Here is an 18,370-nt window from a genome sequence, read left to right as displayed (position 1 = left end):
ACACCCGGGCGGTAGAGTCCGGCGGCGTGCACCTCAAGGCCCTGACCCTCCGCGGGTTCAAGTCGTTCGCCTCGGCGACCACCCTTCGGTTCGAGCCGGGGATCACGTGCGTCGTCGGACCGAACGGCTCGGGCAAGTCCAACGTCGTCGACGCCCTCAGCTGGGTCATGGGCGAGCAGGGCGCCAAGTCGCTGCGCGGCGGCAAGATGGAGGACGTCATCTTCGCCGGCACCACCGGCCGCCCCCCGCTGGGCCGCGCCGAGGTGTCCCTGACCATCGACAACTCCGACGGGGCCCTGCCCATCGAGTACGCCGAGGTCACCATCACGCGGATCATGTTCCGCAACGGCGGCAGCGAGTACCAGATCAACGGCGACACCTGCCGCCTCCTCGACATCCAGGACCTCCTCTCCGACTCCGGCATCGGCCGCGAGATGCACGTGATCGTCGGGCAGGGCCAGCTCGACTCCGTGCTGCACGCCGACCCCATGGGCCGCCGCGCCTTCATCGAGGAGGCCGCGGGCGTCCTCAAGCACCGCAAGCGCAAGGAGAAGGCGCTGCGCAAGCTGGACGCGATGCAGGCCAACCTCGCACGCGTGCAGGACCTCACCGACGAGCTCCGGCGCCAGCTCAAGCCGCTCGGCCGCCAGGCCGCCGTCGCCCGCAGAGCCGCCGTCATCCAGGCCGACCTGCGCGACGCCCGCCTGCGCCTGCTCGCCGACGACCTCGTGCGGCTCCGGGAAGCACTCAAGGCCGAGATCGCCGACGAGGCCGCGCTGAAGGAGCGAAAGGAGTCCGCCGAGCAGGAGCTGCGCACGGCGCTCCAGCGTGAGGCCCTCCTGGAGGACGAGGTCCGCCGTCTCGCGCCGCGCCTCCAGCGCGCCCAGCAGACCTGGTACGAGCTCTCCCAGCTCGCCGAGCGGGTGCGGGGCACGATCTCACTGGCCGACGCCCGCGTGAAGAGCGCCACCTCGACGCCACCCGAGGAGCGCCGCGGCCGCGACCCGGAGGACATGGAGCGCGAGGCCGCCCGGATCCGTGAGCAGGAGGCCGAGCTGGAGGCGGCCCTGGAGGCGGCCGAACGCGCCCTGGAGGACACGGTCGCCCACCGCGCCGAGCTGGAGCGGTCGCTCACCGAGGAGGAACGGCGCCTGAAGGACGCCGCCCGGGCCATCGCCGACCGGCGTGAGGGCCTGGCCCGCCTCAGCGGCCAGGTCAACGCCGCCCGCTCCCGCGCGGCCTCCGCCCAGGCCGAGATCGAACGCCTGGCCGCCGCCCGCGACGAGGCCCAGGAACGCGCCGTCGCCGCCCAGGAGGAGTACGAGGCACTCAAATCCGAGGTCGACGGTCTCGACGCCGGTGACGCGGAGCTCTCCGAGCAGCACGAGACGGCGAAGCGGCAGCTGGCCGAGGCCGAGGCCGCCCTCTCGGCGGCCCGCGAGGAGGCCACGGCGGCGGAGCGGAAACGCGCCGCCACCCAGGCCCGCCACGAGGCGCTGGCACTCGGCCTGCGGCGCAAGGACGGCACCGGGATACTGCTCGCGGCCAAGGACCGCCTCTCCGGCCTGCTCGGCCCGGCGGCGGAGCTCCTGACGGTGACCCCCGGCCACGAGGTCGCTCTGGCGGCGGCGTTCGGGGCCGCCGCCGACGCCCTGGCCGTGACGTCCCCGTCCGCGGCGGCCGAGGCCATCCGCATGCTGCGCAAGCAGGACGGAGGCCGGGCCACCCTGCTCCTGGCCGGGGACCATCTCCCTAGGGGCGCGGGGAACTGCGCGACCGGCCACGACCAACCGGCAGACGTACGACACCCCTACGCCGCCGACCTGGTCCGCGGCCCCACCGACCTCATGCCGGCAGTCCGCCGCCTGCTCCACGGCATCGTCGTCGTCAGCACCCTCGAAGACGCCGAAGACCTCGTATACAGCCACCCCGACCTCACCGCGGTGACCGCCGAAGGCGACCTCCTGGGCGCCCACTTCGCCCACGGTGGCTCCGCGGGCGCCCCCAGCCTCCTCGAAGTCCAGGCCTCCGTCGACGAGGCCGCCGCCGAGCTGGAAGAGCTCGCCGTCCGCTGCCAGGAGCTGACCGAGGCCCAGCAGGCAGCCGTAGGGCGGCGCAAGGAAGCAGCCGCCCTGGTCGAGGAACTGGGGGAGCGGCGCCGGGCGGCCGACCGCGAGAAGTCGGGCGTCGCCCAGCAGCTCGGCCGTCTCGCCGGACAGGCGCGAGGCGCGGCGGGCGAGGCCGAGCGGTCCGCCGCAGCGGCGGCCCGAGCGCAGGAGGCCCTGGACAAGGCGCTCCAGGAGGTCGAGGAACTCGCCGAGCGGCTCGCCGTCGCCGAGGAGATGCCGATCGAGGAGGAGCCCGACACCTCCGCACGGGACCGGCTCGCCGCCGACGGTGCCAACGCGCGCCAGACCGAGATGGAGGCCCGGCTCCAGGCCCGTACGCACGAGGAACGGGTCAAAGCGCTGGCCGGACGGGCCGACTCCCTGGACCGGGCCGCCCGCGCGGAACGCGAGGCACGCGCGCGTGCCGAGCAGCGGCGGGCCCGGCTGCGGCACGAGGCGGCCGTCGCCGAGGCCGTCGGCGCCGGTGCCCGGCAGCTGCTCGCCCACGTCGAGGTCTCCCTGGCCCGCGCCGACGAGGAGCGCACCGCCGCCGAGGCCGCCAAGGCCCGCCGCGAGCAGGAACTGGCCGGCGCCCGCACCGAGGGGCGTGATCTCAAGGGCGAGCTCGACAAGTTGACGGATTCGGTCCACCGTGGCGAGGTACTCGGCGCCGAGAAGCGGCTGCGCATCGAGCAGCTGGAGACCAAGGCGCTGGAGGAGCTGGGTGTCGAACCGGCCGGACTGGTGGCGGAGTACGGACCGCACCAGCTCGTGCCGCCCTCGCCCCCCGCCGAGGGCGAGGAGCTGCCGGAGGACCCGGAGCACCCGCGCAACCGGCCCAGGCCGTATCTCCGGGCCGAGCAGGAGAAGCGCCTCAAGGCCGCCGAGCGTGCCTACCAGCAGCTCGGCAAGGTGAACCCGCTCGCCCTGGAGGAGTTCGCCGCGCTGGAGGAACGCCACCAGTTCCTCAGTGAGCAGCTCGAGGACCTGAAGAAGACGCGGGCGGACCTCCTGCAGGTGGTGAAGGAGGTCGACGAGCGCGTCGAGCAGGTCTTCACGGAGGCCTACCGCGACACAGCCCGGGAGTTCGAGGGCGTCTTCAGCCGGCTGTTCCCCGGTGGTGAGGGGCGGCTGATCCTGACCGACCCCGACAACATGCTCACCACGGGCGTGGACGTCGAGGCGCGTCCGCCGGGCAAGAAGGTCAAGAGGCTGTCGCTGCTCTCGGGCGGCGAGCGGTCGCTGACCGCGGTGGCGATGCTCGTGTCGATCTTCAAGGCGCGGCCCAGCCCGTTCTACGTCATGGACGAGGTCGAGGCCGCCCTCGACGACACCAACCTCCAGCGGCTCATCCGGATCATGCAGGAGCTCCAGGAAGCCTCCCAGCTGATCGTGATCACCCACCAGAAGCGCACCATGGAGGTCGCCGACGCGCTCTACGGCGTCTCCATGCAGGGCGACGGTGTGTCGAAGGTCATCAGCCAGCGCCTCCGCTGAATAGGTGTCACCTACATCGGTCTCACCTGCGTGATCCTGTGGCTTCAACACTTGAACACACAGCCGACACATCCCTGCCTCAGATTCTCAGGTCCTGACCTATTGACTTCGAAACTTGAAGGCATAGTCTCGGCAACGTTCCTTTTACCTTCAGGTACCTTCAGGTGGCACCTCGAAGGGCTGATCCCCTCCGGCAGCGTTGCCGGTGGCCCGAGGAGTACACGTGACCAGCACAGCGCAGGCACCCAAGTCAGGAGCCAGGACGGCTCACCCCGATCATCTCGGGCACGTCATCTTCATCGCGGCGGCGGCCGCGATGGGCGGTTTCCTCTTCGGCTACGACAGCTCCGTGATCAACGGCGCCGTCGAGGCCATCCGTGACCGCTACGACGTCGGATCCGCGGCCCTCGCCCAGGTCATCGCCATCGCCCTCATCGGCTGCGCCGTTGGCGCCGCCACCGCCGGCCGCATAGCCGACCGCATCGGCCGCATCCGGTGCATGCAGATCGCCGCGGCGCTCTTCACCGTCAGCGCCGTCGGCTCCGCGCTGCCCTTCGCGCTGTGGGACCTCGCCTTCTGGCGGGTCGTCGGCGGCTTCGCCATCGGCATGGCCTCCGTGATCGGCCCGGCCTACATCGCCGAGGTCGCCCCGCCCGCCTACCGCGGCCGGCTCGGCTCCTTCCAGCAGGCCGCCATCGTCATCGGCATCGCCGTGTCGCAGCTGGTCAACTGGGGTCTGCTGAACGCCGCCGACGGTGACCAGCGCGGCAAGCTGATGGGCCTGGAGGCCTGGCAGGTCATGCTCGGCGTCATGGTCGTCCCGGCCGTCCTCTACGGCCTGCTCTCCTTCGCCATCCCCGAGTCCCCGCGCTTCCTCATCTCCGTCGGCAAGCACGAGCGCGCCCGGGAGATCCTCACTGAGGTCGAGGGCAAGGACGTCGACCTGAACGCCCGTGTCGCCGAGATCGAGGGCGCCATGAAGAGCGAGCACAAGTCGAGCTTCAAGGACCTGCTCGGTGGCGGCTTCTTCTTCAAGCCGATCGTCTGGATCGGCATCGGCCTGTCGGTCTTCCAGCAGTTCGTCGGCATCAACGTCGCGTTCTACTACTCGGCGACGCTGTGGCAGTCGGTCGGCGTCGACCCCGCGGACTCGTTCTTCTACTCCTTCACCACGTCGATCATCAACATCGTCGGCACCGTCATCGCGATGATCTTCGTCGACCGCATCGGCCGCCGGCCGCTCGCGATCATCGGCTCGGTCGGCATGGTCGTCGGTCTGGCGCTGGAGGCCTGGGCGTTCTCCCACCACCTCGTCGACGGCAAGCTGCCGGCCACGCAGGGCTGGATCGCCCTGATCGCCGCGCACGTCTTCGTCCTCTTCTTCGCCCTGTCCTGGGGCGTGGTCGTCTGGGTCATGCTCGGCGAGATGTTCCCGAACCGGATCCGCGCCGCCGCCCTGGGTGTGGCCGCCGCCGCGCAGTGGATCGCCAACTGGGCCATCACCGCGAGCTTCCCGTCGCTGGCCGACTGGAACCTCTCCGCGACCTACGTGATCTACACCGTCTTCGCCGCGCTCTCGATCCCGTTCGTCCTGAAGTTCGTCAATGAGACCAAGGGCAAGGCCCTGGAGGAGATGGGCTAGTCCTCCCGAGACTCGGGGAGAAGGGCCAAGTCCCCGCTGCCCCTCTCCCCGTGACCCGCCGCCGCCCCGGTTCGGCCACTGCCCGAGCCGGGGCGGCGGTCCGTCGTCTCACCCGGCCAGCCGGGGCAGCACCTCCTCGCAGAACAGCTGCAGGCTGCGCCACCCCTCCTCCACCGGCATCCCGCCCGCCAGCGGATGCAGGACATAGGACTCCAGCCCCAGCGCCGCGCACGCCTGCGGGGTGAGGATCCGGTACACGCCCTCCGCGCGCAGCTCCCCGACCGTCGCCGCGGCCGACTTCACCGCCGAGCGCATCCCGCCCGGCTGCCAGGAGGCGTACGTCCGGGCCTCGTGCAGGAAGTGCCGGCCGTACCGCGCCCAGGCCCGGTCCGGATCCTCCGCCACGTGCAGCAGGGGCGTCTCGGCGGCGGGCATCATCACCCAGCCCTCGGTGCCGTACTCGACCAGCCGCTCCTTGTAGTACGCCTCCAGCTCCGGCAGGTGCGCGCTCGGGAAGAACGGCAGCCCGAGCCGGGCGGCGCGGCGGGCGGCCGCCCGGGACGAGCCGCCGACCAGGAGCAGCGGGTGCGGTTCGGTGCAAGGGCGCGGGGTGACACGGACCGTGCGACCCCGGTAGGAGAAGGGCTCGCCCGTCCACGCCGCCAGCAGCGTCTCCAGCAGCTCGTCCTGGAGTTTCCCGCGCCGGGCGAAGTCCACGCCGAACTGCTCGTACTCCTCGGGCCGGTATCCGATCCCGGCGACCGTCACCAGCCGGCCGTCGCTCAGCAGGTCCAGCACGGCGATCTCCTCGGCCAGCCGCAGCGGGTCGTGCAGCGGGCCGATGACCGCCGAGACGGTCACCGCGACACGCCGGGTCGCGCCGAAGACCGCCCCCGCGAAGGCGAACGGCGACGGCAGCCAGTTGTTGTCCGCCCCGTGGTGTTCCTCCGTCTGCACGGTGCTCACACCCCGGTCGTCGGCGTACGCGGCCATCTCCAGGGCCGCCCGGTAGCGGGCACCGAGCTCGGCGGGCGTCGCCCCGGGGGCGACGAGATTGAAGCGTGCGACCGTGACGGGCATGGGGGCGTCTCCCTCCGCCGGGCGGGTGTCCGGGGGACGTTAGCTGACGATGCGTCAGACATCCAGGGGTGCGCAGATCCGGCGGCGCCCGGCCCGGTGGGGCGGTGCGCGCGGGGTGACCCGCGGGCCCATGACTGATACTGGACCCGTTATGGACATCGTCATCCTTGCTGTAGTCATCGCCGTGGTCGTGCTCGGCGCGCTCGGCGGGCTCATCGTCGGCAGCCGGCGCAAGAAGCAGCTGCCCCCGCCCCCGCCCGCAGCGCCCGACATCACCGCCCCACCGGCCGAGCCGCACGTCGGCGACGAGGCCGAGACGCCGCGGGAGGAACCGCGGCGCACCATCGAGGAGGTGGATCTCCCGGACGGCTCGGCTCCGGTCGTAGTCGAGGAGCCGCCCGCCGAAGCTCCCCAGATCGAGATCCCGGAGCCCACCGCCGGCCGCCTGGTCCGGCTGCGGACCCGGCTCTCCCGCTCGCAGAACGCCCTCGGCAAGGGGCTGCTCACCCTGCTGTCGCGTGAGCACCTCGACGAGGACACCTGGGAGGAGATCGAGGACACGCTGCTCACCGCGGACGTCGGCGTGCAGCCCACCCAGGAGCTGGTCGAGCGGCTGCGCGAGCGTGTGAAGGTGCTCGGCACCCGCACACCCGAGGAACTGCGCACGCTGCTCCGCGAGGAACTGGTCACGCTGGTCGGCCGCGACCTGGACCGTGCGGTCAAGACCGAGCCGGAGGACCGCAAGCCGGGCATCGTCATGGTCGTCGGCGTCAACGGCACCGGCAAGACCACCACCACCGGCAAGCTCGCCCGCGTCCTGGTGGCCGACGGCCAGAGCGTCGTGCTCGGCGCCGCCGACACCTTCCGTGCCGCGGCCGCCGACCAGCTCCAGACCTGGGGCGAGCGCGTCGGCGCCCACACCGTGCGCGGGCCGGAGGGCGGCGACCCGGCCTCCGTGGCCTTCGACGCGGTCAAGGAGGGCAAGGAGATGGGTGCGAACGTCGTGCTCATCGACACCGCCGGCCGCCTGCACACCAAGACCGGACTCATGGACGAGCTCGGCAAGGTCAAGCGGGTCGTGGAGAAGCAGGCCCCCGTCGACGAAGTGCTGCTCGTCCTGGACGCCACCACCGGTCAGAACGGCCTGGTCCAGGCCCGCGTCTTCTCCGAGGTCGTCGACATCACCGGCATCGTGCTCACCAAGCTCGACGGCACGGCCAAGGGCGGCATCGTGGTCGCGGTCCAGCGCGAGCTGGGCGTCCCGGTCAAGCTCGTCGGGCTCGGCGAGGGCGCGGACGACCTGGCGCCGTTCGAGCCGGAGGCGTTCGTTGACGCCCTTATCGGAGAGTGAGCTCGGCACCCACCGAGGATTCACCTACGAAAGTCGTACGTGCACGGCGAAGCGCCCGCCCCCGGGATCCGGTCGGGGCCGGGCGCTTCGCCGTGCGTGTCCGTTCGCCGTGCGGGCCTGTGTCGTGGCGGGCTAGGCCCGCGACCGGTGGGCCACGTACGCCAGCGTGCCCAGCATCAGACGGGCCTCCGGCGGCCGGGACGCCGAGTCGAGGGCGGGGGAGCGCAGCCAGCGCACGGGGCCCAGGCCGCCGCGGTCGGAGGGCGGTGCCGTGATGTACGCGCCCGGGCCGAGGCCGCGCAGGTCGAGGGAGTCCGGGTCGTCCCAGCCCATGCGGTAGAGCAGCCCGGGCAGATCGGCGGCGGCGCCGGGGGCGACGAAGAAGTGCGCACGACCGTCCGGGGTCGCCGCTACCGGGCCGACGGGCAGGCCCATGCGCTCCAGCCGGGCCAGCGCGCGGCAGCCGGCGGGCTCGGCCACCTCGATGACGTCGAACGCCCCGCCGACCGGCAGCATCACCGAGGCGCCGGGGAACTCGCCCCACGTCCGTGTCACGACGTCCAGCGTCGCCCCGGCCGCGAGAACCGGCGCGAAGTCGAGCGGATGGGCGCCCGGCTCGGGGCAGTCGCCGCAACCGCAGGAGCAGGTACCGGCCGAGGCCCGGGCGCCCGGCACCACGTCCCAGCCCCACAGTCCGGTGTACTCGGCCACGGCCGTGCAGTCCGACGCGCGGCGGCGGCGTGAGCCGGACCGGATGTCGCGCATGCCACGGTTGCTGCCGATCGTGAAGCCCATGCCCCCTCCAACGGGTCCGGCGCCCGGTGGTTACGCAGCGGACGCGGTGCGTGACTCTCTGTTTCCGCCTTCCCGGTGGCGGCCCGCCCACTCGGCGCCCGGATGCGCTCGGGGTGGCGTGTTCGGTGACACGCGCCCCCGAGTGCATCGCTGCACCCACTCCTGGGAGTGCTGTGTCAAGTGAATCGCGCCCAGGCGTACATGAGTTCATTCGAAGGGGTGGCGAATGGTGGCGTTTCCGCATGAGCCGTGGTTGGACGGGTGATCGTAGGATTACTGTGTGTGCACGAGCCCTGGGGGTACATCCGCTCGTGGGTATGCCGGAGGCAAGTCGTCATTCCGTTCGAAGGGTGACAAGGGGCGGACGGACGGCCGTACGAACCGGCATGCTGATGGGGCTTGGCGCACTCGGCGACAAGTGGTCTCAGGGATGGGGGCGTTCCAGTGAGCGGCAACGGCGGAAGCGGAACGAACGCTGCGAGCGCGACGCACACTGACAAGCGCCCCAACGAGCTGCTCACCTCGTGGTTCGTGCGCAGCGGCTGGTCCAAGGGCGAGCTCGCCCGCCAGGTCAACCGCCGGGCACGGCAATTGGGCGCCAACCACATCTCCACGGACACCTCGCGGGTGCGCCGCTGGCTCGACGGAGAGAACCCCCGCGAGCCGATCCCCAGGATCCTGTCCGAGCTGTTCTCCGAACGCTTCGGCGTCGTCGTCTCCGTCGAGGACCTGGGCCTGCGCACCGCGCGCCAGTCGCCCTCCGCGACCGGCGTCGACCTGCCCTGGACGGGCCCGCAGACCGTGGCTCTGCTCAGCGAGTTCTCGCGCAGCGACCTGATGCTGGCGCGGCGCGGCTTCCTCGGGAGCTCGCTGGCCCTCTCCGCGGGCCCGGCCCTCATCGAGCCCATGCAGCGCTGGCTCGTCCCCTCACCCCCGGCCCCGCGTTCCGAGCCCGGGTCCGCGGGCGGCTCCGGGCGCGCCCGCGGCCGGCTCTCCAAGCCGGAGCTGGACCTCCTGGAGTCCACGACGGTGATGTTCCGCCAGTGGGACGCCCAGTGCGGCGGTGGCCTGCGCCGCAAGGCGGTCGTCGGACAGTTGCACGAGGTGACGGACCTCCTTCAGGAGCCCCAGCCGGAGTCGACCACCCGGCGCCTGTTCAAGGTCGCCGCCGAGCTCGCCGAGCTGGCCGGCTGGATGTCGTACGACATCGGGCTCCAGCCGACCGCGCAGAAGTACTTCGTCCTCGCGCTGCACGCCGCCAAGGAGGCCGGTGACCGGCCGCTCGGCTCGTACGTGCTGTCCAGCATGAGCCGCCAGATGATCCACCTCGGCCGGCCCGACGACGCGCTGGAGCTGATCCACCTCGCGCAGTACGGCAGCCGCGACTGCGCCGGCCCGCGCACTCAGTCGATGCTGTATGCGATGGAGGCCCGCGCCTACGCCAACATGGGCCAGCCCGGCAAGTGCAAGCGGGCGGTGCGGATGGCCGAGGACACCTTCTCCGAGGCCGACGAGTGGGACGAGCCCGACCCCGACTGGATCCGCTTCTTCTCCGAGGCCGAACTGCACGGCGAGAACTCCCACTCCTACCGCGACCTCGCCTACGTCGCCGGCCGCAGTCCCACGTACGCCTCGCTGGCCGAGCCCCTGATGAGCCGGGCCGTGAAGCTCTTCGCCGAGGACGGCGAGCACCAGCGCTCGTACGCACTGAACCTGATCGGCATGGCCACGGTGCACCTCCTCCAGCGTGAGCCCGAGCGGAGCACGGTCTTCGCCACGGAGGCCATGCAGGTCGCCAAGAAGGTCCGCTCCGAGCGCGTCAACACCCGGATCCGGAAGACGGTCGACACCGCCGCCCGCGAATTCGGCGACCTCGGCGAGGTCGTCGACCTCACCGAGCGGCTCGCGGCGGAACTGCCCGAGACCGCCGAGGCGGTCTGAGAAGCCGTCCGACCTCCTGAACCCCGGCCGCGGCCGGCCCTCCCGAACTGCCCGACTCGGCTCCCCCATGCCAGGTCATCGGAAGGCCTGCCGCGGCCGGCCTGTGCGCCCACGGCTGCCTGAAAGCCGAAGGTTGCGCCACGATAACGATCGGCTCGCCCGCCATCCGGCAGTTCATCGACGCGTAACACAGAACGCGCCTTCGTCACGGTCGCGAAACAACGAGGGGCTCCGACCGAAACCGCGCTGCGTCAATCTCGTGGCGCATAACCGGCCCACCCCTCATTCCGCTCGAGGCTTCGCCCGCACGGGGCCGTACCAATGACGAGGAGACGCCGATGGCACCAGCCATCACCCTTGCCGCAGAGGCGCCCAAGCTGTCTGCCGCGAACACAGGGTTCATGCTCATCTGTTCCGCCCTGGTGATGCTCATGACGCCGGGCCTGGCCTTCTTCTACGGAGGCATGGTCCGCGTCAAGAGCACCCTGAACATGCTGATGATGAGCTTCATCAGCCTCGGGATCGTCACCATCCTGTGGGTGCTGTACGGCTTCTCCATGGCGTTCGGCACCGACTCCGGAAGCCTCATCGGCTGGAACTCCGACTGGCTCGGCCTCGACAAGATCGGCCTGACGGAGCTGTGGCCCGGCTACACCATCCCGGTGTTCGTGTTCATGGTCTTCCAGCTGATGTTCGCGATCATCACCCCCGCCCTGATCAGCGGTGCCCTCGCGGACCGTGTGAAGTTCAGCGCGTGGGCGCTGTTCATCGCCCTGTGGGCCACGGTCGTCTACTTCCCGGTCGCGCACTGGGTCTGGGGCACCGGCGGCTGGGCCTTCGAGCTGGGCGTCATCGACTTCGCCGGTGGTACGGCGGTCCACATCAACGCGGGTGCCGCGGCACTCGGCGTGATCCTCGTCATCGGCAAGCGCGTCGGCTTCAAGAAGGACCCGATGCGCCCTCACAGCCTGCCGCTGGTCATGCTCGGCGCCGGTCTGCTGTGGTTCGGCTGGTTCGGCTTCAACGCCGGCTCCTGGCTCGGCAACGACGACGGCGTCGGCGCGCTGATGTTCGTCAACACGCAGATCGCCACCGCCGCCGCCATGCTGGCCTGGCTGATCTACGAGAAGATCCGCCACGGCGCGTTCACCACGCTGGGCGCCGCCTCCGGCGCGGTCGCGGGCCTGGTCGCCATCACCCCGTCCGGTGGCGCGGTCACCCCGCTCGGCGCGATCGCGGTCGGCGCCATCGCCGGTGTGCTGTGCGCCATGGCCGTCGGCCTGAAGTACCGGTTCGGCTACGACGACTCCCTGGACGTCGTCGGTGTCCACCTGGTCGGCGGTGTCATCGGCTCCCTGCTGATCGGCTTCTTCGCCAGCGGCAAGGGCCAGTCCACGGCCGAGGGCCTCTTCTACGGCGGCGGCCTGACCCAGTTCTGGAAGCAGTGCGCCGGTGTCTTCGCGGTCCTCGCCTACTCCCTGATCGTCTCCGCGATCCTCGCCTTCATCCTGGACAAGACCATGGGCATGCGGGTCACCGAGGACGAAGAGGTGGCCGGCATCGACCAGGCCGAGCACGCCGAGACCGCATACGACTTCAGCGGCGCCGGTGGCGGCGCCGCCAAGACGGCCGTCACGGCCCCCGTCGCCGCAGCCGCGAGCAAGAAGGTGGACGCATGAAGCTCATCACCGCCGTCGTGAAGCCGCACCGGCTCGACGAGATCAAGGAAGCCCTGCAGGCCTTCGGCGTACACGGCCTGACGGTCACCGAGGCCAGCGGCTACGGTCGTCAGCGGGGCCACACCGAGGTCTACCGGGGCGCCGAGTACACGGTCGACCTGGTCCCCAAGATCCGCATCGAGGTCCTGGTCGAGGACGACGACGCCGAGCAGCTGATCGACGTCGTGGTCAAGGCGGCCCGCACCGGCAAGATCGGTGACGGCAAGGTCTGGTCTATCCCGGTCGACACGGCCGTACGGGTCCGGACCGGCGAGCGCGGTCCCGACGCGCTCTGAAGACCCTCGAGGCAGGCAACGGAACAGGAGTCGCTGGGTGACGGGTACGGACGTGCAGAAGGAAGCAGAGGACTCGGGACCCAGCGGCTACGCGGCGGCCCGGCTGCGTCTCCTCACCGAGGAGACGCGGTCCGGGCCGCCGCGCCGTGCGGCCCTGGCCGAACTCACGGACGACTGGCTCACCGGTCTGTTCTCGGCGGGCGCCGAGGGGCTGCGCGGGGCCTCGCTCGTCGCCGTCGGCGGCTACGGGCGCGGCGAGCTGTCCCCGCGCAGCGACCTCGACCTGCTCCTGCTGCACGACGGCAGCGACACCAAGGCGGTCGCCACCCTGGCCGACCGGCTCTGGTACCCCGTCTGGGACCTGGGCCTGGACCTCGACCACTCCGTCCGCACCCCCGCCGAGGCCCGCAAGACCGCCGGTGAGGACCTCAAGGTGCAGCTCGGACTGCTGGACGCCCGGCACATCGCCGGCGACCTCGGCCTCACCTCATCGCTGCGCACGGCCGTCCTGGCCGACTGGCGCAACCAGGCCCCCAAGCGCCTCCCCGAACTGCAGGAACTGTGTGCCGAACGCGCCGAGCGCCAGGGCGAGCTGCAGTACCTGCTGGAACCCGATCTGAAGGAGGCCCGCGGCGGACTGCGCGATGCCACCGCGCTGCGCGCCGTCGCCGCCTCCTGGCTCGCCGACGCGCCCCGCGAGGGCCTCGCCGACGCCCGGCGCCGGCTCCTGGACGTCCGGGACGCCCTGCACCTGGCCACCGGGCGCGCCACCGACCGGCTCGCCCTCCAGGAGCAGGACCAGGTGGCCGCCGAGCTGGGCCTGCTCGACGCGGACACCCTGCTGCGGCAGGTGTACGAGGCGGCCCGTGTCATCTCGTACGCCAGTGACGTCACCTGGCGCGAGGTGGGGCGCGTCCTGCGGTCGCGCGCTGTGAGGCCCCGGCTGCGCGCCATGCTCGGTGGCGGGAAACCGACCGCCGAGCGGTCCCCGCTGGCCGAGGGCGTGGTCGAGCAGGACGGCGAGGTGGTGCTCGCCCGCGCCGCGCGCCCCGAACGCGACCCCGTACTGCCGCTGCGCGCCGCGGCCGCCGCCGCGCAGGCCGGCCTTCCCCTCTCGCTGCACGCCGTACGGCGCCTGGCGGCCACCGTGCGCCCGCTGCCCACGCCCTGGCCCGCCGAGGCCCGTGAACAGCTCGTCACCCTGCTCGGCTCCGGGCGTCCCACCATCGAGGTCTGGGAGGCGCTGGAGGCCGAGGGGCTGATCACCCGGCTGCTGCCGGACTGGGAGCGGGTCCGCTGCCGCCCGCAGCGCAACGCCGTGCACCTGTGGACCGTCGACCGGCACCTCATCGAGACCGCGGTGCGCGCCTCCGAGTTCACCCGCCGGGTCAGCCGCCCCGACCTGCTGCTGGTCGCCGCGCTGCTGCACGACATCGGCAAGGGCTGGCCCGGCGACCACTCGGTGGCGGGCGAGATCATCGCCAAGGACGTGGCCACCCGGATCGGCTTCGACCGCCACGACGTGAACGTGATCGCCACCCTGGTACGGCACCACCTCACGCTCATCGACACCGCCACCCGGCGCGACCTGGAGGACCCGGCCACCGTGCGCTCCGTCGCGGAGGCCGTCGGTTCCGAGGGCACCCTGGAGCTGCTGCACGCGCTCACCGAGGCCGACGCCCTCGCCACCGGCCCGGCCGCCTGGTCGTCCTGGCGCGGCTCACTCGTCGCCGACCTGGTCAAACGGGTCTCGGCGGTGCTCGCCGGGGACGCCCCGGACGACCCCGAGGAGGCCGCGCCGACCGCCGAGCAGGAGCGGCTCGCCCTGGAGGCCGCGGCGACCGGCAGCCCGGTGCTCTCGCTGCGGGCCCAGACCGAGCCGCCCGCCGGTCAGGAGCCGTCCGGCGACCCCGAGCCCCTCGGCGTGGAGCTGCTCATCGCCGTACCCGACCAGCCCGGGGTGCTGCCCGCGGTGGCCGGCGTCCTCGCCGTGCACCGGCTGACCGTCCGCACCGCCGAGCTGCGCTCCCTGCACCTCCCGGACGGCGTGGACGGTTCCGTCCTGCTGCTGGACTGGCGCGTCGCCGCCGAGTACGGCTCGCTGCCGCAGGCCGCCCGGCTGCGCTCGGACCTCGTCCGGGCCCTGGACGGCTCCTTGGACATCGCCGGCCGCCTCGCCGAACGGGACGCGGCCTACCCGCGCCGCCGGGGCGTGGTCGCCCCCGCGGCCCGGGTGTCGGTCCACCCGGCCGCCTCCCGGCTCGCCACGGTCATCGAGGTCCGCTCCCAGGACGCCCCGGGGCTGCTGTTCCGCATCGGCCGCGCCCTGGAGGACGCGAACGTGCGGGTGCGCAGCGCCCACGTCTCGACACTCGGCGCCAACGCGGTCGACGCCTTCTACGTGACCGGCCCGGAAGGCGCGCCGCTGCCCGGGGACGAGGCGGCGGCCGTGGCGCGGAAGCTGGAGGAGACACTGCGGGGGTGAGGCCGACCCGGCGACTTGTCGCGCCGGGATACCCTGGAGGGCGATTCCCTGTAGCCACCGACCCCGAGGACCGCGAGCGCCGTGTTCGATACTCTTTCCGATCGCCTCTCAGCGACCTTCAAGAACCTGCGCGGCAAGGGACGGCTCTCCGAGGCGGACATCGACGCCACGGCGCGCGAGATCCGGATCGCGCTGCTCGAGGCGGACGTGGCGCTGCCCGTCGTCCGGGCGTTCATCAAGAACGTCAAGGAGCGCGCCCTCGGCGCCGAGGTCAGCAAGGCGCTGAACCCGGCCCAGCAGGTCCTCAAGATCGTCAACGAGGAACTGGTCACGATCCTCGGCGGCGAGACCCGGCGCCTGCGCTTCGCCAAGCAGCCGCCCACCGTGATCATGCTGGCGGGTCTGCAGGGTGCCGGTAAGACCACCCTCGCGGGCAAGCTCGGCCGCTGGCTGAAGGAGCAGGGTCACTCGCCGCTGCTGGTCGCCTGTGACCTCCAGCGCCCCAACGCCGTGAACCAGCTGAGCGTCGTCGCCGACCGCGCGGGCGTCAGCGTCTACGCCCCCGAGCCGGGCAACGGCGTCGGTGACCCGGTCAAGGTCGCCAAGGACTCCATCGAGCACGCCAAGTCCAAGGTCCACGACATCGTGATCGTGGACACCGCCGGCCGTCTGGGCATCGACCAGGAGATGATGCAGCAGGCCGCGGACATCCGCGACGCCGTCTCCCCGGACGAGATCCTGTTCGTCGTCGACGCGATGATCGGCCAGGACGCCGTCAACACCGCCGAGGCCTTCCGTGACGGCGTCGGCTTCGACGGCGTGGTGCTCTCCAAGCTCGACGGTGACGCGCGCGGTGGTGCGGCCCTGTCGATCCGGCAGATCACCGGCAAGCCGATCATGTTCGCCTCCAACGGCGAGAAGCTCGACGACTTCGACGCCTTCCACCCTGACCGGATGGCCTCCCGCATCCTCGACATGGGTGACCTGCTCACCCTGATCGAGCAGGCGGAGAAGACGTTCAGCCAGGAAGAGGCCGAGAAGATGGCCTCCAAGCTGGCGTCCAAGAAGGGCCAGGACTTCACCCTGGACGACTTCCTGGCCCAGATGGAGCAGGTCCGCAAGATGGGCTCCATCTCCAAGCTGCTCGGCATGCTGCCGGGCATGGGCCAGATGAAGGACCAGATCGCCAACCTCGACGAGCGGGACGTCGACCGCACGGCCGCCATCATCAAGTCGATGACCCCGGCCGAGCGCCAGGAGCCGACGATCATCAACGGCTCGCGCCGTGCCCGTATCGCCAGGGGCTCCGGCGTCGAGGTCAGCGCGGTGAAGAACCTCGTCGAGCGGTTCTTCGAGGCCCGCAAGATGATGTCCCGCATGGCCCAGGGCGGCGGCATGCCCGGGATGCCGGGGATGCCCGGCATGGGCGGTGGCCCCGGCCGGACGAAGAAGAAGCAGAAGCAGGCCAAGGGCAAGCAGCGCTCCGGCAACCCGATGAAGCGCAAGCAGCAGGAGCAGGAGGAGGCCGCCCGCCGGGCCGCCGCGGCCGAGGGCGGCAGCGCCTTCGGGCTGCCGCAGCAGGGCGGCAAGGACTTCGAACTGCCCGACGAGTTCAAGAAGTTCATGGGCTGAAGCCCCGTCCGAACGGCACTGAGGGCGCCCCCTCCTTCGGGAAGGGGCGCCCTCAGTGGTGTGCCGGTGCTTCGCCGGTCAGCCGTTCGGGAACTTCCAGACGTACGGCTCGCCGTCCTCCTCGGACCAGTGGACCTCGACGCTCTCGGCGTTCGCCGGGACCACGTACGTCTCGCAGAAGACATGGCTCTCGCCTTGCTTCCAGCTCTCGACGTCGTACGGGTCCTCGCAGCCCGCGGCGTCCTCGGACGCGCCGATGAGGACCGAGCCACGCTGCCCGTCGGCGAAGACCGTGGTGCCGTCGTGCACGTCCGAGCCATCGGTGAGGGCGGGCCCGCTCTTGTGCGTGTACTTCACGTACGCGACGGCCAGCACCTTGCCCTTGACCTTGTCCGGCTCGGAGACGGCCTTCGCCGCCTCCGCCTCGGTGCCCACCTCGACCTTCTGCGCCAGGACCTCGTAGGTGACCGCGCCAGGGTCCTCCGCGACCTTGCCCGTGGCGCTCTCGCCGGCGCCCATCTCGCCGCCGGAGGCGGGCTCCGGCGACGGCGAGGCCTTGGCCTGGGCGGTGCCCGTGCTCTTCGCGTCGGCCGTGTCGTCGCCGCCCCCGCAGCCGGTGAGCGTCAGGGCGAGGACGGCGACGGGCGCGACGAGGCGCAGCGCGGTCTGGTGGTGCGGCACAGCAGCTCCTGTATGCAGATGTGATGGTTCACCGAGCGGTGGATCACATTAAGCGTTCATGATCCACTTGGTGGAACCAAAAGCTTCCCTTGGTGTTTTCTTCACACCATTCACACCTGCATCGAGCACGATTCGTCAGGGTGTCCGCGCGATGAGATAGCGGAACACGTTCGGCATCCACACCGTCCCGTCCTGCCTCCGGTGCGGATGGAGGGCCTCGGTCAGCTCCTTGTCGACCTGCACCTGGTCCGTCGCCGTCATCGCCGCGTCGAACAGACCCGTCGATTTCAGGCCCCGTACCGCGCTCTCCACGTCGGCGTAGCCGAACGGGCAGGCCACCCGCCCCGACCCGTCCGGCCTGAGCCCGGCCCGGTGGGCGACGTCCTCCAGGTCGTCACGGCAGGCGGGGCGCCAGTTGCCCGGGGTGCGCAGCGGCTCGGCGAGCTTCGTGGCCACCCGCATCACGGACGCCGTGGCGCAGCGCTCCGGCGGGCCCCAGCCCGCCAGCACCACGGCCGCACCCCTCCGGGCGAGCGGCGTCGCCTCCGCGAGGAGTCCGGCCAGCCCTTCCGAGTCGCCCGCCAGGCACCCGATCGGCTCGAAGGCGGTCACCAGGGTGTAGCCGGGAGCGCCCGGTTCCGCGGTGTCCCGGGGCGAGCCGTCGACCAGCCGGGTCTGTGGACGCGTGCGCGTGCCCGACGCCTCGGAGAGCAGCCGCTCCCGAGCCAGGGTCATTCTTTCGGGGGAAGCGTCGACACCGGTGACCGCCGCTCCCCGGGCGGTGGCCATCAGCAGGGAGAGCCCGGAACCACAGCCGAGGCCGAGCAGCCGTGTCGCGGGACCCACGTCCAGTCGCTCGTAGACGGCCTCGTAGAGCGGTACGAGCATCCGCTCCTGGATCTCGGACCAGTCACGCGCGCGTGCACGCAGGTCCACGCGGGGTGCGGCCCCCGCGTGAGGCAGGTGCTGCCGCACGAGCGTAGGTGTCATAAGTAAGCGCCCCAATCCGCCGAGAGTTGCCTCTTGCCCGATTCCATGGCCCCCGTGACAGTGCGCTCGCACTACCCCCGTATGCCAGGAAACTCCCCCCTCGACGCGTCGTCCAGTGGAATGCGGCAGGGCATGCGAGATGTCATGTGCCGGT

12 protein-coding genes are annotated in these 18,370 nt (G+C 71.6%); 8 read left to right on the top strand and 4 right to left on the bottom strand.

The window, feature by feature from the left end:
• Positions 1-26 precede the first annotated feature (26 nt).
• Together smc and ADK65_RS05985 are read left to right on the top strand one after the other, a co-directional pair.
• Complete coding sequence (gene smc / locus ADK65_RS05990; protein WP_053668752.1) at positions 27-3,605, top strand: chromosome segregation protein SMC; 3,579 nt, start codon at positions 27-29, stop codon at positions 3,603-3,605.
• A gap of 223 nt (positions 3,606-3,828) precedes the next feature.
• Positions 3,829-5,247, top strand: coding sequence for a sugar porter family MFS transporter (locus tag ADK65_RS05985; protein ID WP_053668751.1), 1,419 nt, complete (start codon positions 3,829-3,831; stop codon positions 5,245-5,247).
• Between the two features lie 108 nt (positions 5,248-5,355).
• On the opposite strand, the gene ADK65_RS05980 is transcribed toward ADK65_RS05985, so the two are convergent.
• A complete protein-coding gene (locus ADK65_RS05980; protein ID WP_053668750.1) occupies positions 5,356-6,327 on the bottom strand; it encodes an LLM class flavin-dependent oxidoreductase in 972 nt (323 codons plus the stop codon).
• Positions 6,328-6,478: 151 nt separating this feature from the next.
• On the opposite strand from ADK65_RS05980, the gene ftsY reads away from it, so the two are divergent.
• A complete protein-coding gene (gene ftsY / locus ADK65_RS05975) occupies positions 6,479-7,678 on the top strand; it encodes a signal recognition particle-docking protein FtsY (protein WP_053668749.1) in 1,200 nt (399 codons plus the stop codon).
• A 132-nt stretch (positions 7,679-7,810) separates the two neighbouring features.
• Here the strand turns inward: ftsY and ADK65_RS05970 are convergent, their stop codons facing one another.
• Positions 7,811-8,473 (bottom strand): bifunctional DNA primase/polymerase, encoded by a 663-nt coding sequence (locus ADK65_RS05970; protein ID WP_053668748.1) that lies wholly within the window; start codon positions 8,471-8,473, stop codon positions 7,811-7,813.
• Between the two features lie 444 nt (positions 8,474-8,917).
• Here ADK65_RS05970 and ADK65_RS05965 point away from each other — a divergent pair, with 444 nt between their 5' ends.
• The 5 genes from ADK65_RS05965 to ffh all read left to right on the top strand — a co-directional run bounded on the left by ADK65_RS05965 (position 8,918) and on the right by ffh (position 16,545).
• Positions 8,918-10,414 (top strand): hypothetical protein, encoded by a 1,497-nt coding sequence (locus tag ADK65_RS05965; protein ID WP_053668747.1) that lies wholly within the window; start codon positions 8,918-8,920, stop codon positions 10,412-10,414.
• A gap of 338 nt (positions 10,415-10,752) precedes the next feature.
• On the top strand, positions 10,753-12,093 hold the full coding sequence (locus tag ADK65_RS05960; protein ID WP_053668746.1) for an ammonium transporter: 1,341 nt from the start codon (positions 10,753-10,755) through the stop codon (positions 12,091-12,093).
• Complete coding sequence (locus ADK65_RS05955) at positions 12,090-12,428, top strand: P-II family nitrogen regulator (RefSeq protein WP_003993253.1); 339 nt, start codon at positions 12,090-12,092, stop codon at positions 12,426-12,428. Before ADK65_RS05960 ends, ADK65_RS05955 begins: the two co-directional genes overlap by 4 nt.
• A gap of 37 nt (positions 12,429-12,465) precedes the next feature.
• Positions 12,466-14,913, top strand: a complete 2,448-nt coding sequence (locus ADK65_RS05950; protein ID WP_053668745.1) for a [protein-PII] uridylyltransferase — start codon at positions 12,466-12,468, stop codon at positions 14,911-14,913.
• An 81-nt stretch (positions 14,914-14,994) separates the two neighbouring features.
• Positions 14,995-16,545: a signal recognition particle protein gene (gene ffh / locus ADK65_RS05945; RefSeq protein WP_053668744.1), complete on the top strand. Its 1,551-nt coding sequence runs from the start codon at positions 14,995-14,997 to the stop codon at positions 16,543-16,545.
• 78 nt (positions 16,546-16,623) lie between these two features.
• Here the strand turns inward: ffh and ADK65_RS05940 are convergent, their stop codons facing one another.
• Positions 16,624-17,226, bottom strand: coding sequence for a hypothetical protein (locus ADK65_RS05940; RefSeq protein WP_053668743.1), 603 nt, complete (start codon positions 17,224-17,226; stop codon positions 16,624-16,626).
• Positions 17,227-17,361: 135 nt separating this feature from the next.
• The gene (locus ADK65_RS05935; RefSeq protein ID WP_053668742.1) at positions 17,362-18,216 is read right to left on the bottom strand and encodes a methyltransferase domain-containing protein; all 855 of its coding nucleotides are present in this window, start codon (positions 18,214-18,216) and stop codon (positions 17,362-17,364) included.
• Positions 18,217-18,370 lie beyond the last annotated feature (154 nt).

The organism is Streptomyces sp. NRRL B-1140 (genome assembly GCF_001280065.1).
In the GTDB taxonomy this organism is placed as follows: domain Bacteria; phylum Actinomycetota; class Actinomycetes; order Streptomycetales; family Streptomycetaceae; genus Streptomyces.
The sequence above is the reverse complement of the archived record's forward strand: the minus strand, read 5'-3'. Positions and strand labels throughout refer to the sequence as shown.

Bases quoted from the DNA above. Each gene is read 5' to 3' on its own strand.
- ADK65_RS05980 (WP_053668750.1), bottom strand. From the start codon at position 6,327: ATGCCCGTCACGGTCGCACGCTTCAATCTCGTCGCCCCCGGGGCGACG.
- ftsY (WP_053668749.1), top strand. From the start codon at position 6,479: ATGGACATCGTCATCCTTGCTGTAGTCATCGCCGTGGTCGTGCTCGGC.
- ADK65_RS05970 (WP_053668748.1), bottom strand. From the start codon at position 8,473: ATGGGCTTCACGATCGGCAGCAACCGTGGCATGCGCGACATCCGGTCC.
- ADK65_RS05960 (WP_053668746.1), top strand. From the start codon at position 10,753: ATGGCACCAGCCATCACCCTTGCCGCAGAGGCGCCCAAGCTGTCTGCC.
- ADK65_RS05955 (WP_003993253.1), top strand. From the start codon at position 12,090: ATGAAGCTCATCACCGCCGTCGTGAAGCCGCACCGGCTCGACGAGATC.
- ADK65_RS05935 (WP_053668742.1), bottom strand. From the start codon at position 18,216: ATGACACCTACGCTCGTGCGGCAGCACCTGCCTCACGCGGGGGCCGCA.